This is a genomic window from Bacteroidales bacterium, assembly GCA_023228145.1.
Taxonomy (GTDB): domain Bacteria; phylum Bacteroidota; class Bacteroidia; order Bacteroidales; family CAIWKO01; genus CAIWKO01.
The window spans coordinates 54,321-76,182 of record JALOBU010000005.1 but is presented as its reverse complement, the minus strand read 5'-3'; the positions used below and the strand labels follow the sequence as shown (position 1 = coordinate 76,182).

At 36.1% G+C, this 21,862-nt stretch carries 16 protein-coding genes; 9 read left to right on the top strand and 7 right to left on the bottom strand.

What is annotated here, in order from left to right; genetic code table 11:
- Nucleotides 1–135 precede the first annotated feature (135 nt).
- Genes M0R16_03825 through M0R16_03815 form a run of 3 tightly spaced genes read right to left on the bottom strand, consistent with a single transcriptional unit; the run spans nucleotide 136 to nucleotide 2,629 of the window.
- Nucleotides 136–1,071 carry a glycosyltransferase family 2 protein gene (locus M0R16_03825; protein ID MCK9612012.1) on the bottom strand — a complete coding sequence of 312 codons (936 nt, stop codon included), beginning with the start codon at nucleotides 1,069–1,071 and terminating at the stop codon, nucleotides 136–138.
- A gap of 27 nt (nucleotides 1,072–1,098) precedes the next feature.
- Entirely contained in the window at nucleotides 1,099–2,208 is a 1,110-nt protein-coding gene (locus M0R16_03820) for a DegT/DnrJ/EryC1/StrS family aminotransferase (protein MCK9612011.1), read from the bottom strand.
- A 13-nt stretch (nucleotides 2,209–2,221) separates the two neighbouring features.
- Entirely contained in the window at nucleotides 2,222–2,629 is a 408-nt protein-coding gene (locus M0R16_03815; protein MCK9612010.1) for an FdtA/QdtA family cupin domain-containing protein, read from the bottom strand.
- Nucleotides 2,630–2,923: 294 nt separating this feature from the next.
- Here M0R16_03815 and M0R16_03810 point away from each other — a divergent pair, with 294 nt between their 5' ends.
- From M0R16_03810 to M0R16_03800, 3 genes are read left to right on the top strand one after another with little or no spacing between them, the layout of a single operon-like run.
- Entirely contained in the window at nucleotides 2,924–4,237 is a 1,314-nt protein-coding gene (locus tag M0R16_03810) for a hypothetical protein (GenBank protein MCK9612009.1), read from the top strand.
- Complete coding sequence (locus tag M0R16_03805; protein ID MCK9612008.1) at nucleotides 4,237–5,976, top strand: hypothetical protein; 1,740 nt, start codon at nucleotides 4,237–4,239, stop codon at nucleotides 5,974–5,976. The genes M0R16_03810 and M0R16_03805 overlap by 1 nt, the downstream gene beginning before the upstream one ends.
- Nucleotides 5,957–8,152: a hypothetical protein gene (locus tag M0R16_03800; GenBank protein ID MCK9612007.1), complete on the top strand. Its 2,196-nt coding sequence runs from the start codon at nucleotides 5,957–5,959 to the stop codon at nucleotides 8,150–8,152. Before M0R16_03805 ends, M0R16_03800 begins: the two co-directional genes overlap by 20 nt.
- Nucleotides 8,153–8,248: 96 nt before the next feature.
- Here the strand turns inward: M0R16_03800 and M0R16_03795 are convergent, their stop codons facing one another.
- From M0R16_03795 to M0R16_03785, 3 genes are all read right to left on the bottom strand, one after another.
- The gene (locus tag M0R16_03795; protein MCK9612006.1) at nucleotides 8,249–9,151 is read right to left on the bottom strand and encodes a class I SAM-dependent methyltransferase; all 903 of its coding nucleotides are present in this window, start codon (nucleotides 9,149–9,151) and stop codon (nucleotides 8,249–8,251) included.
- A 151-nt stretch (nucleotides 9,152–9,302) separates the two neighbouring features.
- On the bottom strand, nucleotides 9,303–9,545 hold the full coding sequence (locus tag M0R16_03790; GenBank protein MCK9612005.1) for an acyl carrier protein: 243 nt from the start codon (nucleotides 9,543–9,545) through the stop codon (nucleotides 9,303–9,305).
- Nucleotides 9,546–9,623: 78 nt separating this feature from the next.
- The gene (locus M0R16_03785; protein ID MCK9612004.1) at nucleotides 9,624–11,354 is read right to left on the bottom strand and encodes an HAD-IIIC family phosphatase; all 1,731 of its coding nucleotides are present in this window, start codon (nucleotides 11,352–11,354) and stop codon (nucleotides 9,624–9,626) included.
- Between the two features lie 19 nt (nucleotides 11,355–11,373).
- On the opposite strand from M0R16_03785, the gene M0R16_03780 reads away from it, so the two are divergent.
- The 6 genes from M0R16_03780 (at nucleotide 11,374) to M0R16_03755 (ending at nucleotide 20,973) form a co-directional block, all read left to right on the top strand.
- Entirely contained in the window at nucleotides 11,374–12,936 is a 1,563-nt protein-coding gene (locus M0R16_03780) for a B12-binding domain-containing radical SAM protein (GenBank protein ID MCK9612003.1), read from the top strand.
- 22 nt (nucleotides 12,937–12,958) lie between these two features.
- Nucleotides 12,959–14,446: a B12-binding domain-containing radical SAM protein gene (locus M0R16_03775; protein ID MCK9612002.1), complete on the top strand. Its 1,488-nt coding sequence runs from the start codon at nucleotides 12,959–12,961 to the stop codon at nucleotides 14,444–14,446.
- A gap of 117 nt (nucleotides 14,447–14,563) precedes the next feature.
- Nucleotides 14,564–15,958 carry a hypothetical protein gene (locus tag M0R16_03770; protein MCK9612001.1) on the top strand — a complete coding sequence of 465 codons (1,395 nt, stop codon included), beginning with the start codon at nucleotides 14,564–14,566 and terminating at the stop codon, nucleotides 15,956–15,958.
- A gap of 6 nt (nucleotides 15,959–15,964) precedes the next feature.
- The gene (locus M0R16_03765; protein ID MCK9612000.1) at nucleotides 15,965–19,378 is read left to right on the top strand and encodes a hypothetical protein; all 3,414 of its coding nucleotides are present in this window, start codon (nucleotides 15,965–15,967) and stop codon (nucleotides 19,376–19,378) included.
- A gap of 42 nt (nucleotides 19,379–19,420) precedes the next feature.
- Entirely contained in the window at nucleotides 19,421–20,389 is a 969-nt protein-coding gene (locus M0R16_03760) for a class I SAM-dependent methyltransferase (GenBank protein ID MCK9611999.1), read from the top strand.
- On the top strand, nucleotides 20,386–20,973 hold the full coding sequence (locus tag M0R16_03755; protein MCK9611998.1) for a class I SAM-dependent methyltransferase: 588 nt from the start codon (nucleotides 20,386–20,388) through the stop codon (nucleotides 20,971–20,973). The genes M0R16_03760 and M0R16_03755 overlap by 4 nt, the downstream gene beginning before the upstream one ends.
- A gap of 25 nt (nucleotides 20,974–20,998) precedes the next feature.
- On the opposite strand, the gene M0R16_03750 is transcribed toward M0R16_03755, so the two are convergent.
- On the bottom strand, nucleotides 20,999–21,838 hold the full coding sequence (locus M0R16_03750; GenBank protein MCK9611997.1) for a hypothetical protein: 840 nt from the start codon (nucleotides 21,836–21,838) through the stop codon (nucleotides 20,999–21,001).
- Between the last annotated feature and the right edge of the window lie 24 nt (nucleotides 21,839–21,862).

The window sequence follows — 21,862 nt, the reverse complement described above, 5'->3', positions numbered from 1 at the left end:
GATTTAAAAAGCCCCAAGTCCCAAGTCTCAAAATCCAAAATCCATAATTCAATTTTCATATATTTTTCCCCTTGGAATTTGGAACTTGGGGCTTGGAATTTGGAACTTATCACTATGCTAATGTTGTCCTGATAATTACAAATACTCTTTCTTAATAGTGTATTGTGGCTGTTTGTTTTGCGAAATGAAAATTCGCCCGATATATTCCCCAATCATCCCAAGCGAAATGAGCTGAATTCCTGCAAAAATCATGATGGAAGTGATGGTGAGCGAAAACCCAGGAGGCAGTGTGGGAACAATGAAATGTTCTATTACCGAATATATGGCAAATAAAAACCCGGTGATGGCAAAAAACAAACCAACAAAAATGGAAATACGCAAAGGAATTACCGAGAAACTGGTAAACATGTTCGACCATAATTTGATAAGCTTTCTCAAAGTATATCCTGATTTTCCATGTTCGCGGTTGTCGTGTTGCACCTCAATTTTCCCGATATTGGATGTTGTCCTCATGATAAGCCCGTCAATATAAGGGTAAGGCAAATCATATTTGATGATTTCATTGACAAGAAAACGGTTGATGCATTTAAAACTCGAAAGATACAAATGACGTGGTTTTTTTAATAAAATGTTGGCCATTGCATTATTCAAACGGCTTCCGAAATTGCGCCAGGGATTATGCTTTTTCTTTTCATAATAAGTGTAAACTACATCAAAATCATTGCTTGCAGCATATTCAACCAATTTTATTACTTCGCTTACGGGATTCTGGAAATCGTCATCCATGATAACAGAATAATCTCCGGAAGCTTTATTTAATCCCGCCATAACTGCATTATGCTCGCCAAAGTTCTTTGCCAGGGATAAGTATTTCACTTTTCCTTTATGTTCTTCATATAGCTTGAGGCATGTACTATGCGAATTGTCAGATGAACAGTCATTGACCAGAATTATTTCACTATCGTATTTTTGGGGTATTTCAGAAATTAATTGATCAACCAGCCTGGCAATCGTATTTTGGGCATTAAAGACAGGAATAACGATCGAAATTTTAATACCGGAATTTGTCATGGGCATATTTGTTATTCGGATTTGTTTTTATAAGTTATGTTTTATCAATATTTCATGAATGATGTCAGCGAGGTATTCTTGATTATCAAAGGTCAGTGAAGGGTATATAGGTAGTGAGAATATTTCGGCGGCGGCTTGTTCGGTTACAGGGAAATCACCTATATGAAAACCAAGGTATTTATAGCCCTTCATGGTGTGAATAGGATAGGGATAATGAATGTTAAGAAATATTTCCTTTTTCTTTAATTCTTCTAAAATAAGATTTCTTTGAGGGTGCTTGACAACATATAAGTAATAGGAATGTTTTCCATAAGGCATTTCATGAGGAAGTTTAAGCGAAGTGTCTTTCAGAAGCTCATAGTACCGGTCGGCCAGTGCTCTTCTTTTATTAATATATTCTTCAATATATAGTAACTTTTTCAGAAGTATGGCGGCATGAAGCTCATCCAGCCTGCAATTATACCCGTGTTCTTCAGAATAATTTGTTTTTGACATTCCGTAGGTACGTAGCCTTATTACTTTTTGATATAATTCTTTATTATTTGTCAGTACCATTCCTGCGTCTCCGAAAGCCCCCAGAATTTTTGTCGGATAAAAGGAAGTAGCTGCAATGTCTGACATAGAACCTGCTTTTTGCCCTTTATAAACAGCTCCGTGGCTTTGTGCACAATCTTCAATCACACTAAGGTTGTGTTTTTTTGCAATCCGGTTTATTTCGTCCATGTCGGCACATTGCCCGAACAGGTGAACAGGAAGTATGCATTTTGTTTTCGGAGTGATAGTATTCTCAATTTTAGTTGTATCTATCAAAAATGATTTTTCTTCAATATCTGTAAATACAGGTGTAGCTCCTGCCGAAACAATGGCAGATACTGTTGCTATCGCAGTATTTGAAACCGTAATGACTTCATCACCGCAACCAATACCTAAGGCCTTTAATGCCAAAAAAATAGCATTAGTGCCATTGTCAACACCCACGCCGTATTTTACTCCGCAATACAAGGCATATTGTTCTTCAAATTTTTTTACTTTTTCTCCCAGTATCAGGGAGCCTGACGCTAATACCTCCTGAATGGCAGATAAGATTTCTTCCTTTTCACTTTTATATTCTTCGATGTAGTCCCAGGCTTTTACCACTATAATGTACTTATTATTCCGTATTTTTCAGATACAATAAAAATTCGTCCGTAGTCTTCAGATATTCTTTTGTGTCATATTTTCGGTTGGCAAGAACCAGGCATACCGCATTGTCAGTGAAATCGTACATGTCAAGATAAATCCTATGGGGTATAAAAAGCCCTTTGGATGGGTTGCTCATTCTAAATGTTTTTGTTTTTCTGCCATCTGACAATCTGATGCTAAAGCTGCCCGAAACGGCTATCAACATCTCGTCTGTATTTTTAAGAGCATGGCCCCCTCGGTTTTTCTTTATATTATACAGGTAGAATATCCGTTTTATTTTAAAAGGGACATCCTTGTTCTGTTCAATAGCGACAAGAGTTCCTCTGTTGTCTTTGTGGCATGGAATATCAATTATCTTTACTCTTTGAAAACTCATCAAATTTTCGGTTTTGAACAGTTAAGTACATTTTCAACTATTACAAAGATACTATTTATCAGAAATATTCTAAGTGTAAAATTACTACTTATTCATTTGCCAATATTTGATACTATAAATTTTAGATGATTCATTATTGTTATCTTTGCTTTCTTATCCTTATTGGGTTTATGAATGGCAATAGTTGTAAATAATTTATTATAATTAAAAACCGTGGTTTACAGCTCCATTATTTTCATCTTTTATTTTTCCCCTCTACTTTTAATAGGTTATTACCTGTTGCCACGTTTATGGATGAAAAACACATTTCTTGTTTTAGCCAGTTTAATTTTTTATGCCTTTGGAGCAGGGAAACTTGTGGCGCTGTTAATTATTGTAGCATTCGCTGCATGGCTCTTTTCACTGCTCATTGCAAAAACAAAATTCAAAAAAGGATTTCTCATTATTGCCATCATTTCATATGTTGGAATTTTGATTTATTTTAAATACCTTGGATTTATTTTTGACAATTTGATATATGCAGGAGTTGAAAGCTTGCCTGAAATAAAAACAATTTCAACCATTGGGCTTTCTTTTTTTATTTTTCAGTCCATATCATATAATATTGATGTTTATCGCAAGAATAATCGTTTTGAGAAGAACCCCGGGAAAATTATACTTTATATTACAATGTTCCCCCAGCTGATTTCCGGGCCCTTGGTACGCTATAAACAGCTTGAACCTTTTATCTCGCAACGAAAATTTGATGCAGGTCGTTTCACCGAAGGTATAAAACGCTTTATCATTGGCCTCGGTAAAAAAGTACTGATTGCCAATCCGCTCGGTTTGCTCACGGCAAAGATACTTGAAACGGACCTGAGTATTATTAGTCCTGCTGTAGCATGGACAGGAGCTATAGCATTTGCCTTGCAGGTATTTTTTGATTTCGCAGGCTACACCGATATGGCAATAGGTGTTGGCAAAATGCTGGGTTTCAACCTGCCGGAGAATTTCAACTATCCATACATAAGCCGTTCAATAACAGAATTCTGGCGGCGCTGGCACATGACATTATATAACTGGTTAAAAGAGTATATTTTTACACCGCTGGCAATGAATATGCGCCATTGGGGTAATGCTGGAATTTTTATCGCGCTGATAATAACTTTTTTTGTTTGTGGTATCTGGCATGGTCCAACATGGAATTTCATTCTTTGGGGCACGAGTCTTGGCTTTTTCCTTGGACTGGAGCAGATATTTCTTTTAAAATACCTCAAAAAACTTAAAGCTTTTGCTGTAATATATTCTCTTTTTATAATAATTAACAGTGGGATATTGGTATTGACGCCTGACCTTAATGTTGCTGCGAAATATTACAATGCCATGTTCACGTTTGACGATATCAGCCAGCTTGGGTTAAGTGCTTTTGTTACCAATGAGCAGAAAGTGGTTTTTTTGTTCGGAATCGTTTTCAGCATGCCGCTACCCTTACCGCAATGGTTGCAAAAAGGTATTGCTGCAACAATATTTAAAATTATAAAAGGAGTTTTACTACTGCTTGTTTTTTTATTGTCGGTGATGTCAATAACTACCATGGCTTATAATCCATTCATTTATTTCCGGTTCTGATGAAAAAATGGAGTTACATCATTCAGATTGTTTTCTTGTGGTTCTTGTTTAGTGCCGGAACAGCTTTTTTGCTTTTTCGTTTTGTATTACATTATGGAAAAGTTGAAATTAAAATAGATTTTACTTCATACGGAAAAGGTGCACTTGCCATACGTCTTGGGCAGGGTGAAGGATGGGACAGAAAAAAGCAAATCAGGCTTGACCTTAAAACAGGCAGGAATATATACACATATAAAATACGGCATTTAGATACTCTACCATCATTTCATATCGATTTTCCGGAAAATTTTGATATGGCGGTATTACATAGCGTTGTTGTAGATGGCTTACCGTGCCCGATAAAGTTTTCCGGTTTCGAAAAAAACAAACATGAAGGCCTGCGCTTGATGCAGAAAAGTGATGGAGCAGTATTATATGAAAATGAAGCAGAGGTTTCTCCAAACATTGTTATAAACATTCCCGAACGCTGCAGTAAAGTGAGGTATAAATTGAAAATCATAGAGATTATTTATATCATCTTAATGCTTTGTTTTGACATTACAATATTGATTATCGTATTTAGAAAGAAAATGCTCTGGTATTTTATGGACAAAACAGGCATTACAAGATTCTTTTTTATTTCTGCCTTTTTGCTTGGAATTTCGATGTTCTGGCTTGATAACATATTTGATTTTTATCCTGACCAGCCGAATATTGAAAACCGTCGCCTTGAAGAATATCCTGATTGGAAATTAATGATTCACGAGCCTGATTCGTTTTTTACCAGAAACACACAATGGTGTTTCGACCATTTTCAATACCGGAATTTATTGATTGGCAGCAGGTCGTTACTTTATATTTCACTATTCAGGCAATCGCCATTGCCATCCGTTGTGATTATTGGTGAGAAGCTGACTTTTTTTCCTGCGCTTGGCTCTGTATTATTTGATTTTATGGGGAAAAACCGCATGTCTGATAACAAACTTCAGGAGATTATCAGGGCAACAAAACAAAAGCATGACCTGCTCGCAAAATACGGAATTAAGTTTTTGATTGTGCTGCCACCTGCTAAACAGCATATCTATCCGGAACTTATGCCCGAATATTATAGGCTTCAGCAATGCAGGCCAACAGCTTCCGACCAGTTGATAGAAGAAATGAATAAAGCAGGGATAGATTATTTTATTCATCTGGACGATACTTTGGCCACATTGAAAAAAGAAAACTCCGGCCGAAAACTTTTTTATGATTACGACACCCACTGGAATGAATATGGTGCCTTTAAAGCCTACCAGCCTGTAATGGCCTATATATATGGCCTAGACAGTTTGTACGACAGTCCCCTTGAAGACCATGAAGTTACTATGGACACAGTACTTGACAAGCGTGCCGACCTTGCAAAATGCATTATTGTGAACAAAAAATATGTCAGGATGAAGTTTGATGTCAAACCTTTAACCCCTGATACTGTGTATGAGGAATCTATAGAGGATAAACGGATGATAAGAACAAATACTTATTACAATGCAAAAGGCCATGGCAGGTTACTTTGCTACCGAGATTCATATATGGTTCAATGGGCGTCTTTTTTCGTTCATCATTTCAGAGAAAGCAGATTTGTTTGGGAGCATAACATGAGCATGAAGGAAATTATGGCTTTCAAACCGGATGTGGTATTGTTTGAAGTGGGTGAGTTGTTCCTGGATGATTTGTTAATTCCAATAAAGACAAATTCAGATTATGTTCAGAAGAAGTTTTAAACCGGCCTATCTGCTTTTTTTGCTGTTCCCGCTTCTGTACTTTGTTATGCATGAGCGCACATCAAAGCAAGCCTTTAAATTACCGTATGATTATTTTTATTTTTCAATGCAGGCAGGTAGCCCTGTATTCGTTTCATTATTTGACGGCAATGATTCCCTTGCTTCATGGAGCATTGATTCTCAGGGTTATAAATATTGTGATATTCTAAGAGATATTGATGACTCAAAAGGGCTGACACTGAAAATAGAAAACCTGAAAGCCGGAGATACTGCTGTTATCAATGCTTTTAATATGTTCCGGAACGGAAAACTTTATTCCCTTAATGATTACAAAGATCCTTATTGCACTATTATGAATGCAGGAGCATTCAAAAAAGATGAAGCCTTACATCTTATTTCTTCAGGAACAAAAACACCAATTATAGTAAAAATACAAAGTTGTAAAGTGTGGCAATCAGCAGATAAAAGCGGGTTGAAGTACAACATTATCATCATTGTGTTTGTTGTTGTTTTGATTTTTATTTTTCTCATAGCGCCCCCGGTAAGACACTTTGTTTTTTCTTGTCTGCTCGGGGCCTTGCTCATGATGTTATTTTATTTCCTATGGCATAATGATACATATACAGCAAAAATAATTTCAGATAAACCTGTTCAAAGATTTGAAACATTTTGCAGTACAACTCCTTGTTTTTCGGGAGATATGGTTTTTGAAAGCGATTCGGGAGTTCATGTTTTTGAATATCCAACAGATATTGAAAGTAAGCCTTTTATGCGCATTGATTTGGAAAGTGCTAAACATGCTGCGTTTGACTTGAGTTTTGGACTTAGCTCGGGTGTGTTAAATAAATCTTGGAAAATTTCTGATGTTGTTACAGGAAATTTGATACTGAATGATTTGATTTTGAAAGACGGAAAATATATTGTATGCGGCAATGACCCTTACTTTTTATTTACACATGCCGGATTTCAAAAAAGTTTTAAGCTGGTTTTATTTTCCCGGCAAAATATGTTCTTACTGGCTTCTCTTCTGGCTTTTATGATACTCCTTTCTTTGCATTTTATTTTGCCCGAAAAATTTAAAAACAGTCTACAAGGAATACATCTTTTATTTATAGTGATACCGGCTTTTTGGGCTTTTGTTACATGGCAAAGCGGTACAAAGCAGTCTGTTGCAGAAAAGGATAAATTATATTTCTCGATAAAAACGGCAAAAGCTGCAAATATTGAATTGTTCGGTGGAGGCAAGCCTTTAAGCGAATGGCAAACAGACTCGTTGCAGGCCTATAAACTTCTGCAGACAGAATGTGAAGCATTGGATGATAAAGCATGCCTGCTGTTGCGCCTCAGCGGGTTTCATGCGGGCGACACTGTTTCGTTGCTATCAATGAATTATTATACGAAAGGAAAAGTTGCAACGTTGTACCCAGGGCAGATGGAAAACTGCCGGATTACTAATGCAAAAAAAATAAAAGGTGCCGGTATGGATGTCCTTGTTGAAAATTCAAATACACCTGTAACGATAAGATTTGCTCCTGCTTTTACCTGGCATGATAATAAGACTAATGAACAAATGAGGGTATTGGTGTTTTTTATTTTTATTTTAGTTTTAATAATTATTGTTGCAGCATCTCCGTCCAGACTTAATACTATTTTTGCAACCATATCGGCCACATTTTTAATGTTAATTGTCTATTTTGCAGTGCCTGATGAAAGTGGCAAGCTGGCGGTGAAAACAGAGCGTGTAGTGAGAGGAGTAGATATTTATTACAGCAATAACCCGTTTTTTGATGCGGAGAAAGTTAATTCTTTGTATCTCTGGAGGCGGTTTTACAAAATGGATTTAAACCTGAACGATAATAAATTCCTGCGTTGCGACATTAACGACAGTACCGCAGATATAAGTTGCATGAGCCTGATAACAAAAACAGGGGTTTTTAGAAATGATTTTGATATTTGCAAAATAAAACCTGAAAAACTATTACTGAATGATATTGACATAAGAAATGGAATATACTATCAGGTTGGTACTGACCCGTATTTTTGTTTTACATCCGGTTATTTCACCGAAAAAATAGAGTGGATAGTTTTGTTGAGACAGAATATGTACTTGTTTGTAACTGTTTCAATTTTGTTAATGGTTTTGTTTACGGGATTTATTCTGAAAAGTAAAAGATAAAATGTGATTAAATCTTAAAGCTTACTCAAAAGTAAGCTGCTGCAACCTTTAATTGATGAACAATGTTCAGGTTAGGAAGGCAACAAAAACCGATTGCTATTTTTTCTTCAGAATCCCTGCAAACATCATAGATACCTTATATTTTTCAGCAATTTCCGGGCTAACATCCTCAGCATATACACAGTACTCTTTTTCAATAAAATAACCTGCAGACGCAATCAAATTTCTTATTTCGTCAGCATTTTTGAAAAGATAAATATGGTCAATGGTAGGGCCATTGGTAGGGGCGGTTATAAATAATTTTCCGTTATCTTCAAGTAAGTCATATAATTTTTTTAAAAGTTTCCCGGGCTCTTCCACATGCTCCAGAACTTCTCCCATGGTAATAAAATCATATTTGGTGCAGGGTTCAAAATGAAAAATGTCCGAGTGAAAATAACTGACGGTGTCGTTATCAATCATCATCTTTGCCAGTTCAAGTGAGCTTTGACTGATATCTACCAAATGAAATGTAGATTGTTTGCCGATTATTTTAATGGCTTCGGATGCGTATAGGCCATGTCCTCCGCCCACCTCAAGATAACGTGAAATGTGGTTGCTGTTTTCTTTGATGATTTTGCTGAAGAATGTATGAATTTTGTAATGGTGTGCCCATAAAAACTGTGACATAAGGATGCCATGAACATAATACTTCATCACTTCAGGGTTGCTGTAAACCCTTTTATTTACTTCTTCGAATGACTTACTGGAATATTCTCCCGTTTTAGCAAACTGCACCGTTTCATAATTGATATCTGCAATCATCTGAAGGTAGCAATCTATAGCGTAATCAATGGTTTTATTGTCTTTTTGAAGTATAGTCAGGTATTTTTTGAAGAAATTGTCAGCACGTGTGTAATACTCTTCGTCAAAGTTTTTTATGTTGTTTTTTATTTTTTTAGCATGTAATTTGTTCTTCGAACTTATGCTATCAATAATATAATCCAGGGTTTTTTGCATGTTTTTGCTACGAATATTTTTAAAAAAATAATAAATTTCTGAAACCCGTTGCCATTATTTAAAATTAATTTTAACCGCTTTCCAACTATCGACTGTTAACTGATAACTGTTAACTGTTAACTGATAACTGATAACTGACAACTGCCGACTGTTATTTCACTTTCTCACAAATACAATCAATCATCTCACCCACATTATCCCAGCTTTGAATTTCCTTTGATGAAAAATGAGCATTGAATTTTTTTTCGATAGTTACTACCAGGCGTATATGAGCCAGTGAGTCCCATTCTTCGATGTCATTGGCGGTTGTATTGTCATTTAAAACGATAGTATCCTTGTCGAGGACATCAATAAAGATTTCGTTGACTTGTTTTAAAATTTCGTTTCTTTCCATTTTTTATTTGTTTTATGTCAATTTTATTATTTATTGCGCATTATCACTGTTCACTGCTAACTGTTCACTGCTAACTGATTATTCACCTAATTTCCTGTTAATAAAACACTTTCTATACTCATAATCTTTTAAAGGTAACACCCAAAATTCTCCTGATTTTTCAAATCCTAAATTTTTATAATGTTCTTTCACCATTTCATTTTTTATTGTTGGAATATATTCTCCTTTCAAGTAACTGTATCCGTTATCAATGCTAAATGATGCAATCGTGTTAAGCATAAATTGTTCCATCCTTCTTTTTAAAATCCTGCAACTCATAAACCATGTATTAATAAAAACCGTATCGGTGTCTTCTTTTTGAAGGATTATCACGCCTGTCAATCCGTTATCTCCAAACTTATCTTCAAGGGTAAATGCAAAAGTAAAATGGGTTTCAGACTCTGCAATTTTTTTAATATCAGTTTCCGTGAAGCGAACAGTCCTGAGGTTAAACTGATTTGAGCGTTGAGAAAGTTGAGCGACTCTGGGTGTGTTATATTTATTAAATGGTTCAACCACTGACAGCATATTCAGGCTTTTCAGATAGTCATCTTCATTGGTAAATTTTTGCTGTACGATACTCCTCTGTGCTTCAATCTGATATTGCCTGGTTCTTTCAGCATCTGCGCCGGAAACAGATGTTGTTTCAAACAGGTTCAGCCCATAAAGATACTCCAGGTAATCTGCCGGGTCTTCGGGCAATTCCGGCACACAAACATCAGGCAGGCTTTCTCTCACGATATTTCTTTCAAAAGGGCTGTCATCTATAAAGACCATCGAATCATAACCTATGTTCAGGATGCTCTGGATCTGAATGATGTTATCCACCTTGTTGCCCCAGTTAGCAATAAATACAGCAATATCTTTCAGTTGCAGAACCATGTCGGGATGTTTTTCAAAAGGTTCTTTTGCGATGTGCTCGCTGTTTTTACTGCAAACTGCGATGATGATTCCCCTGTTCTTGAGTTTTTTTATCCAGTACTGGAATTCGGTAAAGGCTTTTCCGATGCCGAGGCTGCCAAGTTGAATATTTTCAATCCCGTCCTCACCGATGATTCCGCCCCAAGTGGTATTGTCCAGGTCGAGGATCACGCACTTTATGAACTTCCCACGTAATGCGCTGATGATATCAATGGTTTTGGAAGCCACTTCTGGCAGAACATCAATGCTAAGTACCATTTCAGCATTCACGTATACTGATGGCTGAAAAAAAACAGCCCTGCCAAACCTGTTCTGTATCGCAGAAAGGTCACACAAATAGAAATCATGATTTTTAATGGCATATTCCATTAACTCGTAGTTGAGTTTTCTAAGTTGAAATAAAAATGACGATTCAGTTTTATTGGAATAATTGCCAAAAACAGCATCGTTGATTTCTGAATAATTGTAAAAAATTATTTTTGTGTTGAGGTTGTGGAATAAAGTGTTGCATGTATTATCAATTATCCCTAATTCTGTTCGGGCAAGTGTGTTGTATTGATTCGGCTGTAGCTTATTAAATTTGGATAGTAATTTATGCGAAGACTGGAAAATGATTATAATTTCTGGTTTGTATTTATATAATTCAGATGTGTTATCAAACACCTGCCTTTCAATTTGGTTATAATCGGCTTCCCACATCACAATGTTGAAGTCTTTTTCATATCCCATGCTACGAATGGCCTCAGCTAAAAACTGTGTTGAGGTGTCGCCTAACACAGCCACTTTTACCTGTATTAAACCCGAAAAATCTTTCTTTAAATTTTTTCGTAAGTGAGTGAAATCTTTCATAAACACATGTCGCTAATTTGTGTCAAAATTAGCAATAAATATTATATTTGCAGCTGGAAGGGCACATTTTAATGTCGTTGGTATAATGATAAACAGGGTACTTTTAATTGATGTTGAAGTTTTCGAGGACAAGGATGATCCCGGAACCCTTCATTACAGTCATCATCCTGTCGGGCTTTTGTATCTTGTTTCTGCAGCCAGAAAATCGTTTCCTGATATTCAGTTTAAAGTTTTTCATACTTATACTTACAAAGATCCACTAAAACGTATTGAAGAGCTTTTGTTTTCGTATAATCCTGATATTGTTGGGTTAAGGGCTTTATCCACAGCTAAATCTACCTTTAAGTTGGTGGCAGATAAAATCAGGGAATTGAAGCCCGAACTGCCGATAATAGGCGGCGGGCCTTATTCCTCCGCTTCTTATGCTGAAATTTTATTGAATGGGTGTGTTGACATCGCTGTAATCGGAGAAGGTGAAGACACTTTTGTGGAACTGATCGACCGTCTGATGGAATCAGATTCCATACCAGGTGATATTAGGGGAACTGCTGTACTCAGAGATGAAAAGGTTTTTGTTAATGATCCGCGTCCTTTGATAAAGGATATTGATACTATTGTATTTCCGGATTATAGTTATATAGACCTGAAAGATTATGTTGGTATACGAGATCATACCATGCAGGATACTTCCAAACCCGCATATATTTTAAGCTCACGCGGTTGCCCTTACGGTTGTTTTTACTGTCACCAGATTTTTGGAAAGAGGATTCGGCGCCGGTCAGCGGAAAATGTTGTTGCCGAAATGCGGGAACGCAAAGAAAGTCTGGGAATTAGTGATTTTGTATTTCTGGATGACCTTTTTAATGTTCCCATGCAGGAGGCGAAAAAAGTGTTATCTTTAATTACTAAAGAACTACCTGGCGTTCGGCTGAATTTCCCGAATGGGTTGCGTGTCGACCAGATGGATGAAGAAATGCTTGACCTTTTTGAAAAGGCAGGTACTGTTGAAATGGCACTGGCTGTGGAAACAGCTACACCACGCTTGCAAAAAATGATGGGAAAGAACCTAGACCTGAAAAAAGCTGAAAAAGTAATTCATGCAGCATCAAAAAGGTTTATTACCCGCATATTTTATATGATAGGATTTCCAACAGAAACTTTTGATGAAGCAATGGATACTGTCAGGTTTGCTGCTTCATTTGAATATGTTGCCCAACCCACTTTAAGCATGTTACGATTGTATAATAATTCCAGACTATTTAATATTCTTAAGCCTACAGAAGAACAATTTGCTGCCATCGCCCATCAGGAAAAAAAAGTATTGCACCTGCAGATGTTTGGGGAAGTGGAATTTTACGGCGATTTTTTTCCGGATGACAAAGTGCCGTTAAAAAGCGATGATATCAAAGAACTCCTGTATATATGGATGCGCGATGTTTTAACCAACCCCCTGCGAGTGCAGAAAAGCCATCAGGTTTTAAAGAAATATCTTGATGAGAAAACGACCATAGAATTTTATGCAAGCCTTTTTAACAGGTCGAAATTTAATGAAAAAGACCTGCAAAACCTGCTTAAATATTAAATTGCAACTTTTAATTTGACCGATGATAAAAAGAATACTTTTAATAGATGTTGATATTTTCGGGGATCCCAAGTATGTATATTTTAGCCATCATCCCGTAGGGTTGATGTATCTTGTTTCAACTGCCAGAGAAAAATTTCCCGAGATAGAGTTTAGCGTTTTTCATACCTCAACAAGCAAGGATCCTGTAAAAAGTGTGGAATCTCTTGTCCGGTCATTCGATCCCGATATGGTTGGCCTCAGGGCGCTATCAACAGCCAAGGTTCCTTTTAAACTTGTGTCAGAAAAGGTACGTGAACTTAAACCTGATATTCCAATAGTAGCCGGAGGGCCATACCCATCAACATGTTTTGAAGATATTTTACGAGATAATATGGCAAACATCGTCGTGATAGGAGAGGGAGAAGTAACTTTTACAGAGTTGATAAGTCATCTTATGAATTCCCCGTTAATTCCTCATGAAATAAAAGGCACTGCTGTGTTGGAAGACGAAACTGTGCGGGTGAATGAAGCGCGCCCTTATATAAAAGATATTAATAGTATTCCTTTTCCGGATTATGATTTTATTAATCTGGATGATTATCGGGGCATTAAAAATCAGGCTTTGCAGGAAGTGTCTAAATGTGCCTTTGTTCTGGCTACGCGCGGATGCCCCTATGATTGTTTTTATTGCCACCAGTTGTTCGGAAAAAGAATACGGCGGCGATCTGCTGAAAACGTGGTTACTGAGATGAAAGAGCGGCGTGACAAGCGCGGTATTTTCAATTTTGTCTTTCTGGACGACACTTTCAATGTCCCAATGCCTGCTGCTAAAGAGCTACTGGCGTTGATCATTAAAGAACTACCTGATGTCAGGGTGAATTTTCCAAACGGGTTTCGTGCCGACCAGGTGGATGAAGAAATGATAGACCTCCTTGAACAAGCTCGAACAGTGGAAATGGCGCTGGCTGTTGAAAGCGCTGTGCCCCGTTTACAAAAGCTGATAGGAAAAAACCTGGATGTAGATAAAGCATCAGTAGCGATACATGCCGCATCGAGGCGCTTTATAACCCGGACACTTTTTATCATCGGATTCCCGACCGAAACCTACGAAGAAGCGATGCAGACCATCAATTATGCAGGTTCCTTTGAATATGTTGCACAACCCATGCTGAGCGTGTTACGGATATATAATAACTCCAGAGTCTTCAATTTGCTGAAACCAACAGAAGAGCAATACCGGCAGATAGCTGAACAGGAAAAAAGAGTCATACACCTGGAAATGTTTAATGATATTGAGTTTTACGGCGATCTTTTTCCAAGGGAAAAAGTGCCCCTGACAAGTAATGATTTAAAAGAGCTTCTGGGTTACTGGATGCGTTATGTCAACATTAACACTAAACGTATTCAGAAAAGTTACCAGGTGATAAAAAAACATTTCGACACTGAAAAGATACTGGAATATTACAGGAATGTTTTTGATAAACCGAAATTTAACGAGAACGACCTGAAAAAGCTGCTAGAAATATGATATGTTTTTCTAAGGATTGAATGGTTGCATAAGTTGAGAGTATTGTCAGGAAAAACTTTAAAAAACATGCTTTTTATTGATAATGAATATAATAAATAATTGAAATAAAAGCTGCAGATGGTCTATAGTTCGATAGTTTTTATTTTTATATTCTTTCCTGTTTTTCTCGCAGGATATTATTTATTGCCAAAAATATGGGCTAAAAACCTCTTTCTGTTTATTGCCAGTTTGGTATTTTATTTTTGGGGAGCAGGTAAACTTGTTGTTCTTCTGTTGGTTATTAGCATTCTGGCATGGTTATTTTCATTTTTTATTGTAAAAACAAAATTTCAAAAAATATTTCTTATCCTTGCTGTGTGCACTTTTAGTGGGATTTTATTTTACTTCAGATATATCGGCTTTATCATTGATAATCTTATATATGTCGGAGTTCAAAATTTGCCCGAAATTAAAACGATAAGTACGCTTGGGCTTTCTTTTTTTACGTTTCAGGCAATTTCGTATAATATTGAAGTTTACAGGCGCAACAAGCGTTTTGAAAAAAATCCTGCTTATGTTATCCTCTACATTACAATGTTTCCTCAGCTTATTCTCGGGCCTCTTGTACGATATCCTGCAATTGAACAACAGTTAAAAAAACGCCAATTTGATTTGCCGCGTTTTACCGAAGGAGTCAGAAGATTTATTATTGGATTAGGAAAAAAAGTACTGATAGCCGATCAAATCAGTTATGTAGTAACTCAAATTATTGAGACAGATTTTTGGCGTATTGGCCCTGAAGTTGCCTGGGTAGGCATGCTTGCATTTGCCTTACAATTTTTCTTTGATTTTGCTGCATATACTGATATGGCGATTGGCGTAGGAAAAATGCTTGGATTTGAACTCCCCGAAAACTTTAATTATCCATACATTAGCAGGTCAATCACAGAATTTTGGCGCCGTTGGCACATCACACTATCCAACTGGATTAAAGACTACATCTTTAGCCCATTGTCTTTGTCATTAAGATACTGGGGTAATGCCGGAGTTTTTTTTTCCTTGGTTGTAACATTTGTAGTTTGCGGAATTTGGCACGGGCCTACATGGAATTATATTATCTGGGGGCTTACTCAGGGGATATTGATGGGGCTTGAGGCTTTGTTTCTGCTAAAACTATTAAAACGTATCAAAGGTTTTGGAATGTTGTACACATGGTTTATTCTTTTGGTTGTAGGAGTTTTGTTCAGAACACAAGATTTGAAGCAGGCATTAGATTATTATTCCGTTATGTTCAGCTTTCCAAGAGAAGGCACTCTGGGACTAACTTCTTTTTTTATGAAAGAACACTATTTGATTATGGCTGTTGGAATTGCGCTTTGCGTACCTATATCAATTTCAAAATTTTTGAAAAAAGAGAAAACAAAAAAAGTGTTTGATTCTGTTTATACTTTTGGATTGATAGTCGTTTTTTTACTTTCGGTTATGCGATTAATTACCGTATCATTTAACCCGTTTTTCTACTTTAAATTCTGATAAGCGATGTTTAAAAACCGAATAAAATATATATATCTCCTTTTTCTGTTCATACCCTGTTTGTATTTTCTGCTTAAAGATGATTATAAATCTTCTGTTCCCATTGATACCGATACCAATGATTATTTTTATTTTTCCGTTAAAACAAATTCTCACACAAATATTACATTGTTGTCGGGCAATAAAGTTATGACTTCGTGGAAGGTTGACAGTAGCGGTTATAAAAGCCTTGAATTTTATGGATCATTAAAAGATGCTTCTTCAATCAGCCTGATTATTGAACATCTTTCGCCGCACGACACTATTTCAATACTTGGTGTTAATCTGTATCGTGATAATCGCTTGTTTTCGCTGAATAAATCATTTTTAGAAAAAACACTGGTTGCAAATGCATTGGTCAATGTTAAAAAAGATGAGATACAACTGACTGCAATCCAAGCTAACCAATCTGCCTGTATTACATTTTTTCCTTATTATTCATGGGAGACCAATGATTTAGGCCTTTATAAGAAAATAGTTATAATTGGAATTTTTGTTCTATGCTTTTTGCTGATATTCATATTTGCACCAAAATCAAAATACTTCTTTTTCACTGTTTTTATTTCATCAATGATTATGGTAGTGGTTTATGTACTTAACCACAACGATATTTGGCAAGTTAAAATAAGCAGTCAAAATGAAATAAAAAACCCTGAGGTTTTTCATAACCATACGCCTTTGTTTTCGGGCGAAAAAAAGTATTATAAATACGGAAATATTCTTAATTACACTACCCCAATTAATTTACACGAAGAAAAATACCTGAGATTTGACATAGAATCAGACAATCGTGTAATTGATGATTTAAAAATAAGTTTTATAAATACATTTATTTGTAAAACATTTTCTTTAAGCAAAATTCCCCAAAAATGTATATTGTTAAATGATATAGTGCTGCAGGGAGACAAATACATCATTACGGGAACTGACCCGTATTTTAAAATTACAACCAGTTATTTTTTATCGCGTATAGAATGGCTGTTATTTTTAAAAGACAAGTTATGTTTATTTGTTTCTCTGATATTTTTCATGCTCCTGATTTGTTTGAGTCGCTACATGAATTTTATCGAAAAATCAAAATTTCACATTTCGCAATTGACACTATTTTTCATACCTGCTGCCTATGTTTTAGTTTGTCAGCCATGGAAATCACCTGTTGCCGACAATAAAAGCGAATACATTTATTTTTCCGCAAGAACATCAAGTCCTGGATTTATCAGCATTAACAACTCTAATGAATGTTTGGCTAAATGGGAAATATCTCAGCCCGGGTTTAAATTATTTCAATATAAAAAAGCTATTAACACCGACAACAGACTATTTCTTCTTATTGAAAACCTTTCAGCCAACGACACTATTTTTCTTAATTCTGTAAACTATTGCAAGGGAGAAACAGTACAAAACTTACTTGCTAAAGATACCAATTTGTTCAACATATCGAACGCTCAGCTACTGTCATCGCCACTTGATTATAATGTTGTAGTTTCAAAATCCGAAACGCCCGTCAGGATTAATTTAAAACCATTCAACATTTTGCAAACTGAGAATCAAAACAAGCATGCGTTTGTTATCGTGTTGATGATTATTTTTATTCTGATATTATTTGCGGCTATTCTTAATCTGAACCCAAAAAAAAATGTACTGATTTCGGTGCTTACATCAATCTTTGTATTTATATTTTACTGGATTGGAAAAGATGATGAATTTAATGTGAAGCTTTCGTCAAAAAACAATATAGAGGCATCTTTTTTATATTATTATAATACCCCCGAATTTTGGAGCGAATGGAAACTCTTGTCTGGCAAGCATAAGGGCGTTTTTATTTCTCAGGTACTTTTACAAAAATATAAATTTCAGCGTGTTGATTTAGAGGGTAATGTAAAAACAATTGAAGAACCCAAAATTGCATTAAGTTCCGGGTTGATTAAAAAAACATGGAATTATTCGCGCATCCCATATGATTATCTCGTTGTCAATGATATGGTGAAAAAAGGAAATACTTATCATATTACAGGCCCCGACCCTTATTTTATTTTAAACTCTGCTGCACAATCTGATGATGCAGAATATTTGTTGATTTTAAAGAAACATATATTTATTTTTTTGTCAATGGTGCTTTTTTTGGTGTTACTCGTAATATGCAAAGTACTTCCAATAGTCAACTACCGGCATGCCATTATAAACATATTCTTTATTGTTTTTATCTCAAATGTAATTGGTTTTAGTATTTTTAGTACTAAAAAAAATTATATCGTTAAAGAAAAAAGAAATGCACAGAGTTTCCCTGATTTTTCTATCGATTCATGCCAGTCTTTTACGAACAAAATAAATAATTTTATTGTTGATAATGTTCCCGGACGAACCAATATCATTACTTTAAATAACCTGATTGAATACAAAACCTTTAACGAACTAATTAATAACAAAAAAATACATTTTGGTAAAGATGGCTGGATGTTTTTTATTCAGGGATGGATATTGGAAACTTATGAAAACCGAAAACCATTAACAGAAGCAGAATTGAAAAAAATGTCCGATATATTGGTCGAACGAAACAATTGGCTGCAAAAAAAAGGAATAAAATTTTATTTGGTTTTTCCTCCTTCTGCACTGCTGATTTATGAGGATAAGTTAAGGCCTTCTATATATAAACATAATGGAGTTACAAAATTAGAGCAGTTTCTTTCCTATTTAAAGAAAAATACCCGTCTGAACATTATTGACGTTTATCAAACACTTTACGATTTAAGGCAGGCATCTCCCAAAGATATTTATTACAAAGACGACCCGCATTGGAATTTTTATGGAGCTTATTACGCATATAAAACAATAGTGGAAGCTATTAAAAAAGATTTCCCCGGAATCCCGTCCCCTGCTAATTATAATGATTTTGAATGGTTTAAATTTGGCGATGCCGTGCCTGATTCTTTTTTGATTTCTGAAGATTACAAAGAGTTTATGAATAGAAACTTTGGTGGTGAGGGTGTGGCTAATGGAATGTACAAAATAATGCTCATCAACGAGTATTATCAAAATGAGGTATTATATCCTCTAAGCAAAAAACTATCCATGCCTACAGAAATACAATATTTGAATTACCCCATTTCTATTTCTAATAATCCAGCCATTAGTTATGTTAACAATAAAATTTCAACTCCTTCCGTACTGATGTTCAGGGACTCTTTTTCTAATTGGTTAAGTCATTATTTAAGTCATAATTTTCAGCGAATATCTTATTTTTGGACTCCTGAATTTTGTCATGAAGTTGTTATTATAGAAAAGCCCGATATTGTTATCCAGGAAATGTCTATTGATATTATTAATCATTTATTGTTATCAAAACCAAAACCTATTCACAGAAATGATACGGTTTCAAAATAAATTTGTATTTTTTTATAACTTTGTTCAAACCAATCAGTTCAAATGGCTAATTATACATTAATTGAGAAAGCTACAGAAGAAAATTTTACGGAAGAAGCCTACCTGGCTGCAAATTTCGATGTCGCCATTGCCATTAAAAAAGGAGTAGCCGCCTCGGGACGCCAGCATTTTGAACTTTTCGGCAAAGAAGAAGGAAGGAACATACGACTGCCAATCTCTACCATTGTTGATGCTAAAATATGCAAACAGGAAAAAGTGAAACCTTTGCTGCGTAATGATATGCCTTATATCGAAACGGAAAACCTGAATTTTGATTTTTTAAGTGACGATTTCCGTGAAACTTATAATATTGTGGATACCGATATGGTCAGCAGCAATATTTACGAGCCTTTTGTTTTGGATTTAATAAACAAATATGAACACGGCCTCATACTTGACTGCGGGGCAGGGCAGAGAGATATTTATTATGATAATGTGGTAAACCTTGAGATTGTGGATTACGACACTACTGATGTATTAGCTGTTGGGGAACAACTACCATTTAAGGATAATGCTTTTGACGCACTTATCTCTCTTTCAGTCTTAGAGCATGTGAAAGATCCGTTTTTATGTGCTAAAGAAATTGCACGGGTGTTAAAACCAGGTGGGGAATTGTTGTGTAGCGTGCCTTTCCTTCAGCCTTACCATGGTTACCCTCACCATTATTATAATATGACAAGCCGTGGCCTTGAAAACCTTTTCGATGGGTTACTCATTACAGACAAAACCGATATAAGCCCTTATGGCTTGCCTATCTGGTCGCTCACATGGATTTTGAGAAACTGGGCAAATGGATTGAAGGATGAGGCTAAAGAGGAATTCCTTCGGATGAAAGTATCTGAATTGTTGGAAGAAGGTGACAAATATTACCACAAGGCATTTGTAAGAGAACTGGAGCGGGAGAAAAATTTTGAACTGGCCAATGCTACTTTATTATTTGCTCATAAAAAAAATAATCTGATATTTGGATGATGGAAAAGTTAACCCCTAAAAACCTTATCAAGTTATACGACAGCATGAAAAAAGGCAGCTTGGGTTTCAGGCCTGAAGCGGTTAAACTTCATCTTGAAATATTGAAATACTATGCGTCACAATGCGAAAAAGTTACAGAGTTTGGTATTGACACCGGTTGTTCAACGTTGGCGTTTTTGATATCCGGTTGTAAAAAAGTTTATTCTTATGACCTTGTGATTACTGAAAATGCCCGCATGATAAAGCAGGCTGCCCAAGATGATGACATGTTTTTTAAAATGATACAAAAAGATGTGTTGAAAGCTAAAATAAAAAAAACCGACTTACTGTATATAGATACCGATCATTGGTATGGACAAATTAAAGCAGAACTGGAACATCATCATCTCAGGGTGAAGAAATGGATTATGATGCACAGCACCGAGACCTTCGGGCTTAAAAACCCATTCGATGGCAGACCTGGAATGAAAGCCGCTATATTTGAGTTTATTGACGACCACCCCGAATGGCAGATAAAAGACCATATCGAATCAGGGCACGGCTTAACTATTCTGGAAAGACAACAGCCTGAAAGAAAAAAATAACTGATAACCTCTAACTTCTAACAATTCACTTCACACTATCGTTTCTTAGCAACGCTTCTTTCTCCTTCTTTGCCCTGTTTGCGCAACGGTCGCAAATATCGGTGATGTTTTTCAGTTGTTTGGCTTGATATACCGTACCTTCAAATATCTCGTCGGTCCTGTCGGTGTTTATATAGCCGCAATCGGAATACAGGTGATAGCTTTTTCCGGATTTTGTCCAGTACACGTGGTCAATGCCATTATTAAGTTCTTTAACCTGTTCGGTTTGCATAGAATCCTTCGCGTGCTGAGCTTGTTCCTGGTATTTTTCCTGCGAGGGAGGATTAAAATCAATGCCTAAAAAGCCTGCGATTACAAGAGCAATTATACCTACGGCTCCGGCAAGCCCTTTCTGCTTACCTGTCATGTTCTTGTTGGTGAAGATAAGGATAATGAGGGGCAGAAAAGCTATGACACTGATGATGGCGCCCAACTGGTTCTGTATGAAAAATCTGATAGGTTCTTTCTGGGAGGCAGGATTAAACTTGTTGGATTTTTTCCACAACATAGAACCAATAACGGCAAAGATGAGGTCGGCCACGATTAGAACGATAAGCCAAACCATGGGTACGGGCTTTTTGTTCAAAAGAAGGATTGCTCCAACTTCAAGACCAATGGCAATAATCCATGAAATAACCGCGATAAGGCGATACTTTTTAGCTTTGGCTTTGTTTTCGTCACTTGTAACATATGGTTTTGTGGCTTCAGTTGGGGGAGGTGTGTTTGATGCAGGAATAGTCGAAGCGGTTTCGGGGCCTCCTACCCGGGTGATTTTCTTTTTTGTGCCTTTGTCTGCCATGATATGATTCTCCTTTTTGATTGACATAAAATTACATATTAAGAAATCTAC

Excerpts from the sequence above, each read along its gene's own strand:
- M0R16_03785 (MCK9612004.1), bottom strand. The coding sequence starts at position 11,354 with ATGAAAGATTTCACTCACTTACGAAAAAATTTAAAGAAAGATTTTTCG.
- M0R16_03805 (MCK9612008.1), top strand. The coding sequence starts at position 4,237 with ATGAAAAAATGGAGTTACATCATTCAGATTGTTTTCTTGTGGTTCTTG.
- M0R16_03795 (MCK9612006.1), bottom strand. The coding sequence starts at position 9,151 with ATGCAAAAAACCCTGGATTATATTATTGATAGCATAAGTTCGAAGAAC.
- M0R16_03750 (MCK9611997.1), bottom strand. The coding sequence starts at position 21,838 with ATGTCAATCAAAAAGGAGAATCATATCATGGCAGACAAAGGCACAAAA.
- M0R16_03800 (MCK9612007.1), top strand. The coding sequence starts at position 5,957 with ATGTTCAGAAGAAGTTTTAAACCGGCCTATCTGCTTTTTTTGCTGTTC.
- M0R16_03765 (MCK9612000.1), top strand. The coding sequence starts at position 15,965 with ATGTTTAAAAACCGAATAAAATATATATATCTCCTTTTTCTGTTCATA.
- M0R16_03810 (MCK9612009.1), top strand. The coding sequence starts at position 2,924 with ATGAAAAACACATTTCTTGTTTTAGCCAGTTTAATTTTTTATGCCTTT.
- M0R16_03825 (MCK9612012.1), bottom strand. The coding sequence starts at position 1,071 with ATGACAAATTCCGGTATTAAAATTTCGATCGTTATTCCTGTCTTTAAT.
- M0R16_03755 (MCK9611998.1), top strand. The coding sequence starts at position 20,386 with ATGATGGAAAAGTTAACCCCTAAAAACCTTATCAAGTTATACGACAGC.
- M0R16_03815 (MCK9612010.1), bottom strand. The coding sequence starts at position 2,629 with ATGAGTTTTCAAAGAGTAAAGATAATTGATATTCCATGCCACAAAGAC.
- M0R16_03775 (MCK9612002.1), top strand. The coding sequence starts at position 12,959 with ATGATAAAAAGAATACTTTTAATAGATGTTGATATTTTCGGGGATCCC.
- M0R16_03760 (MCK9611999.1), top strand. The coding sequence starts at position 19,421 with ATGGCTAATTATACATTAATTGAGAAAGCTACAGAAGAAAATTTTACG.
- M0R16_03770 (MCK9612001.1), top strand. The coding sequence starts at position 14,564 with ATGGTCTATAGTTCGATAGTTTTTATTTTTATATTCTTTCCTGTTTTT.
- M0R16_03790 (MCK9612005.1), bottom strand. The coding sequence starts at position 9,545 with ATGGAAAGAAACGAAATTTTAAAACAAGTCAACGAAATCTTTATTGAT.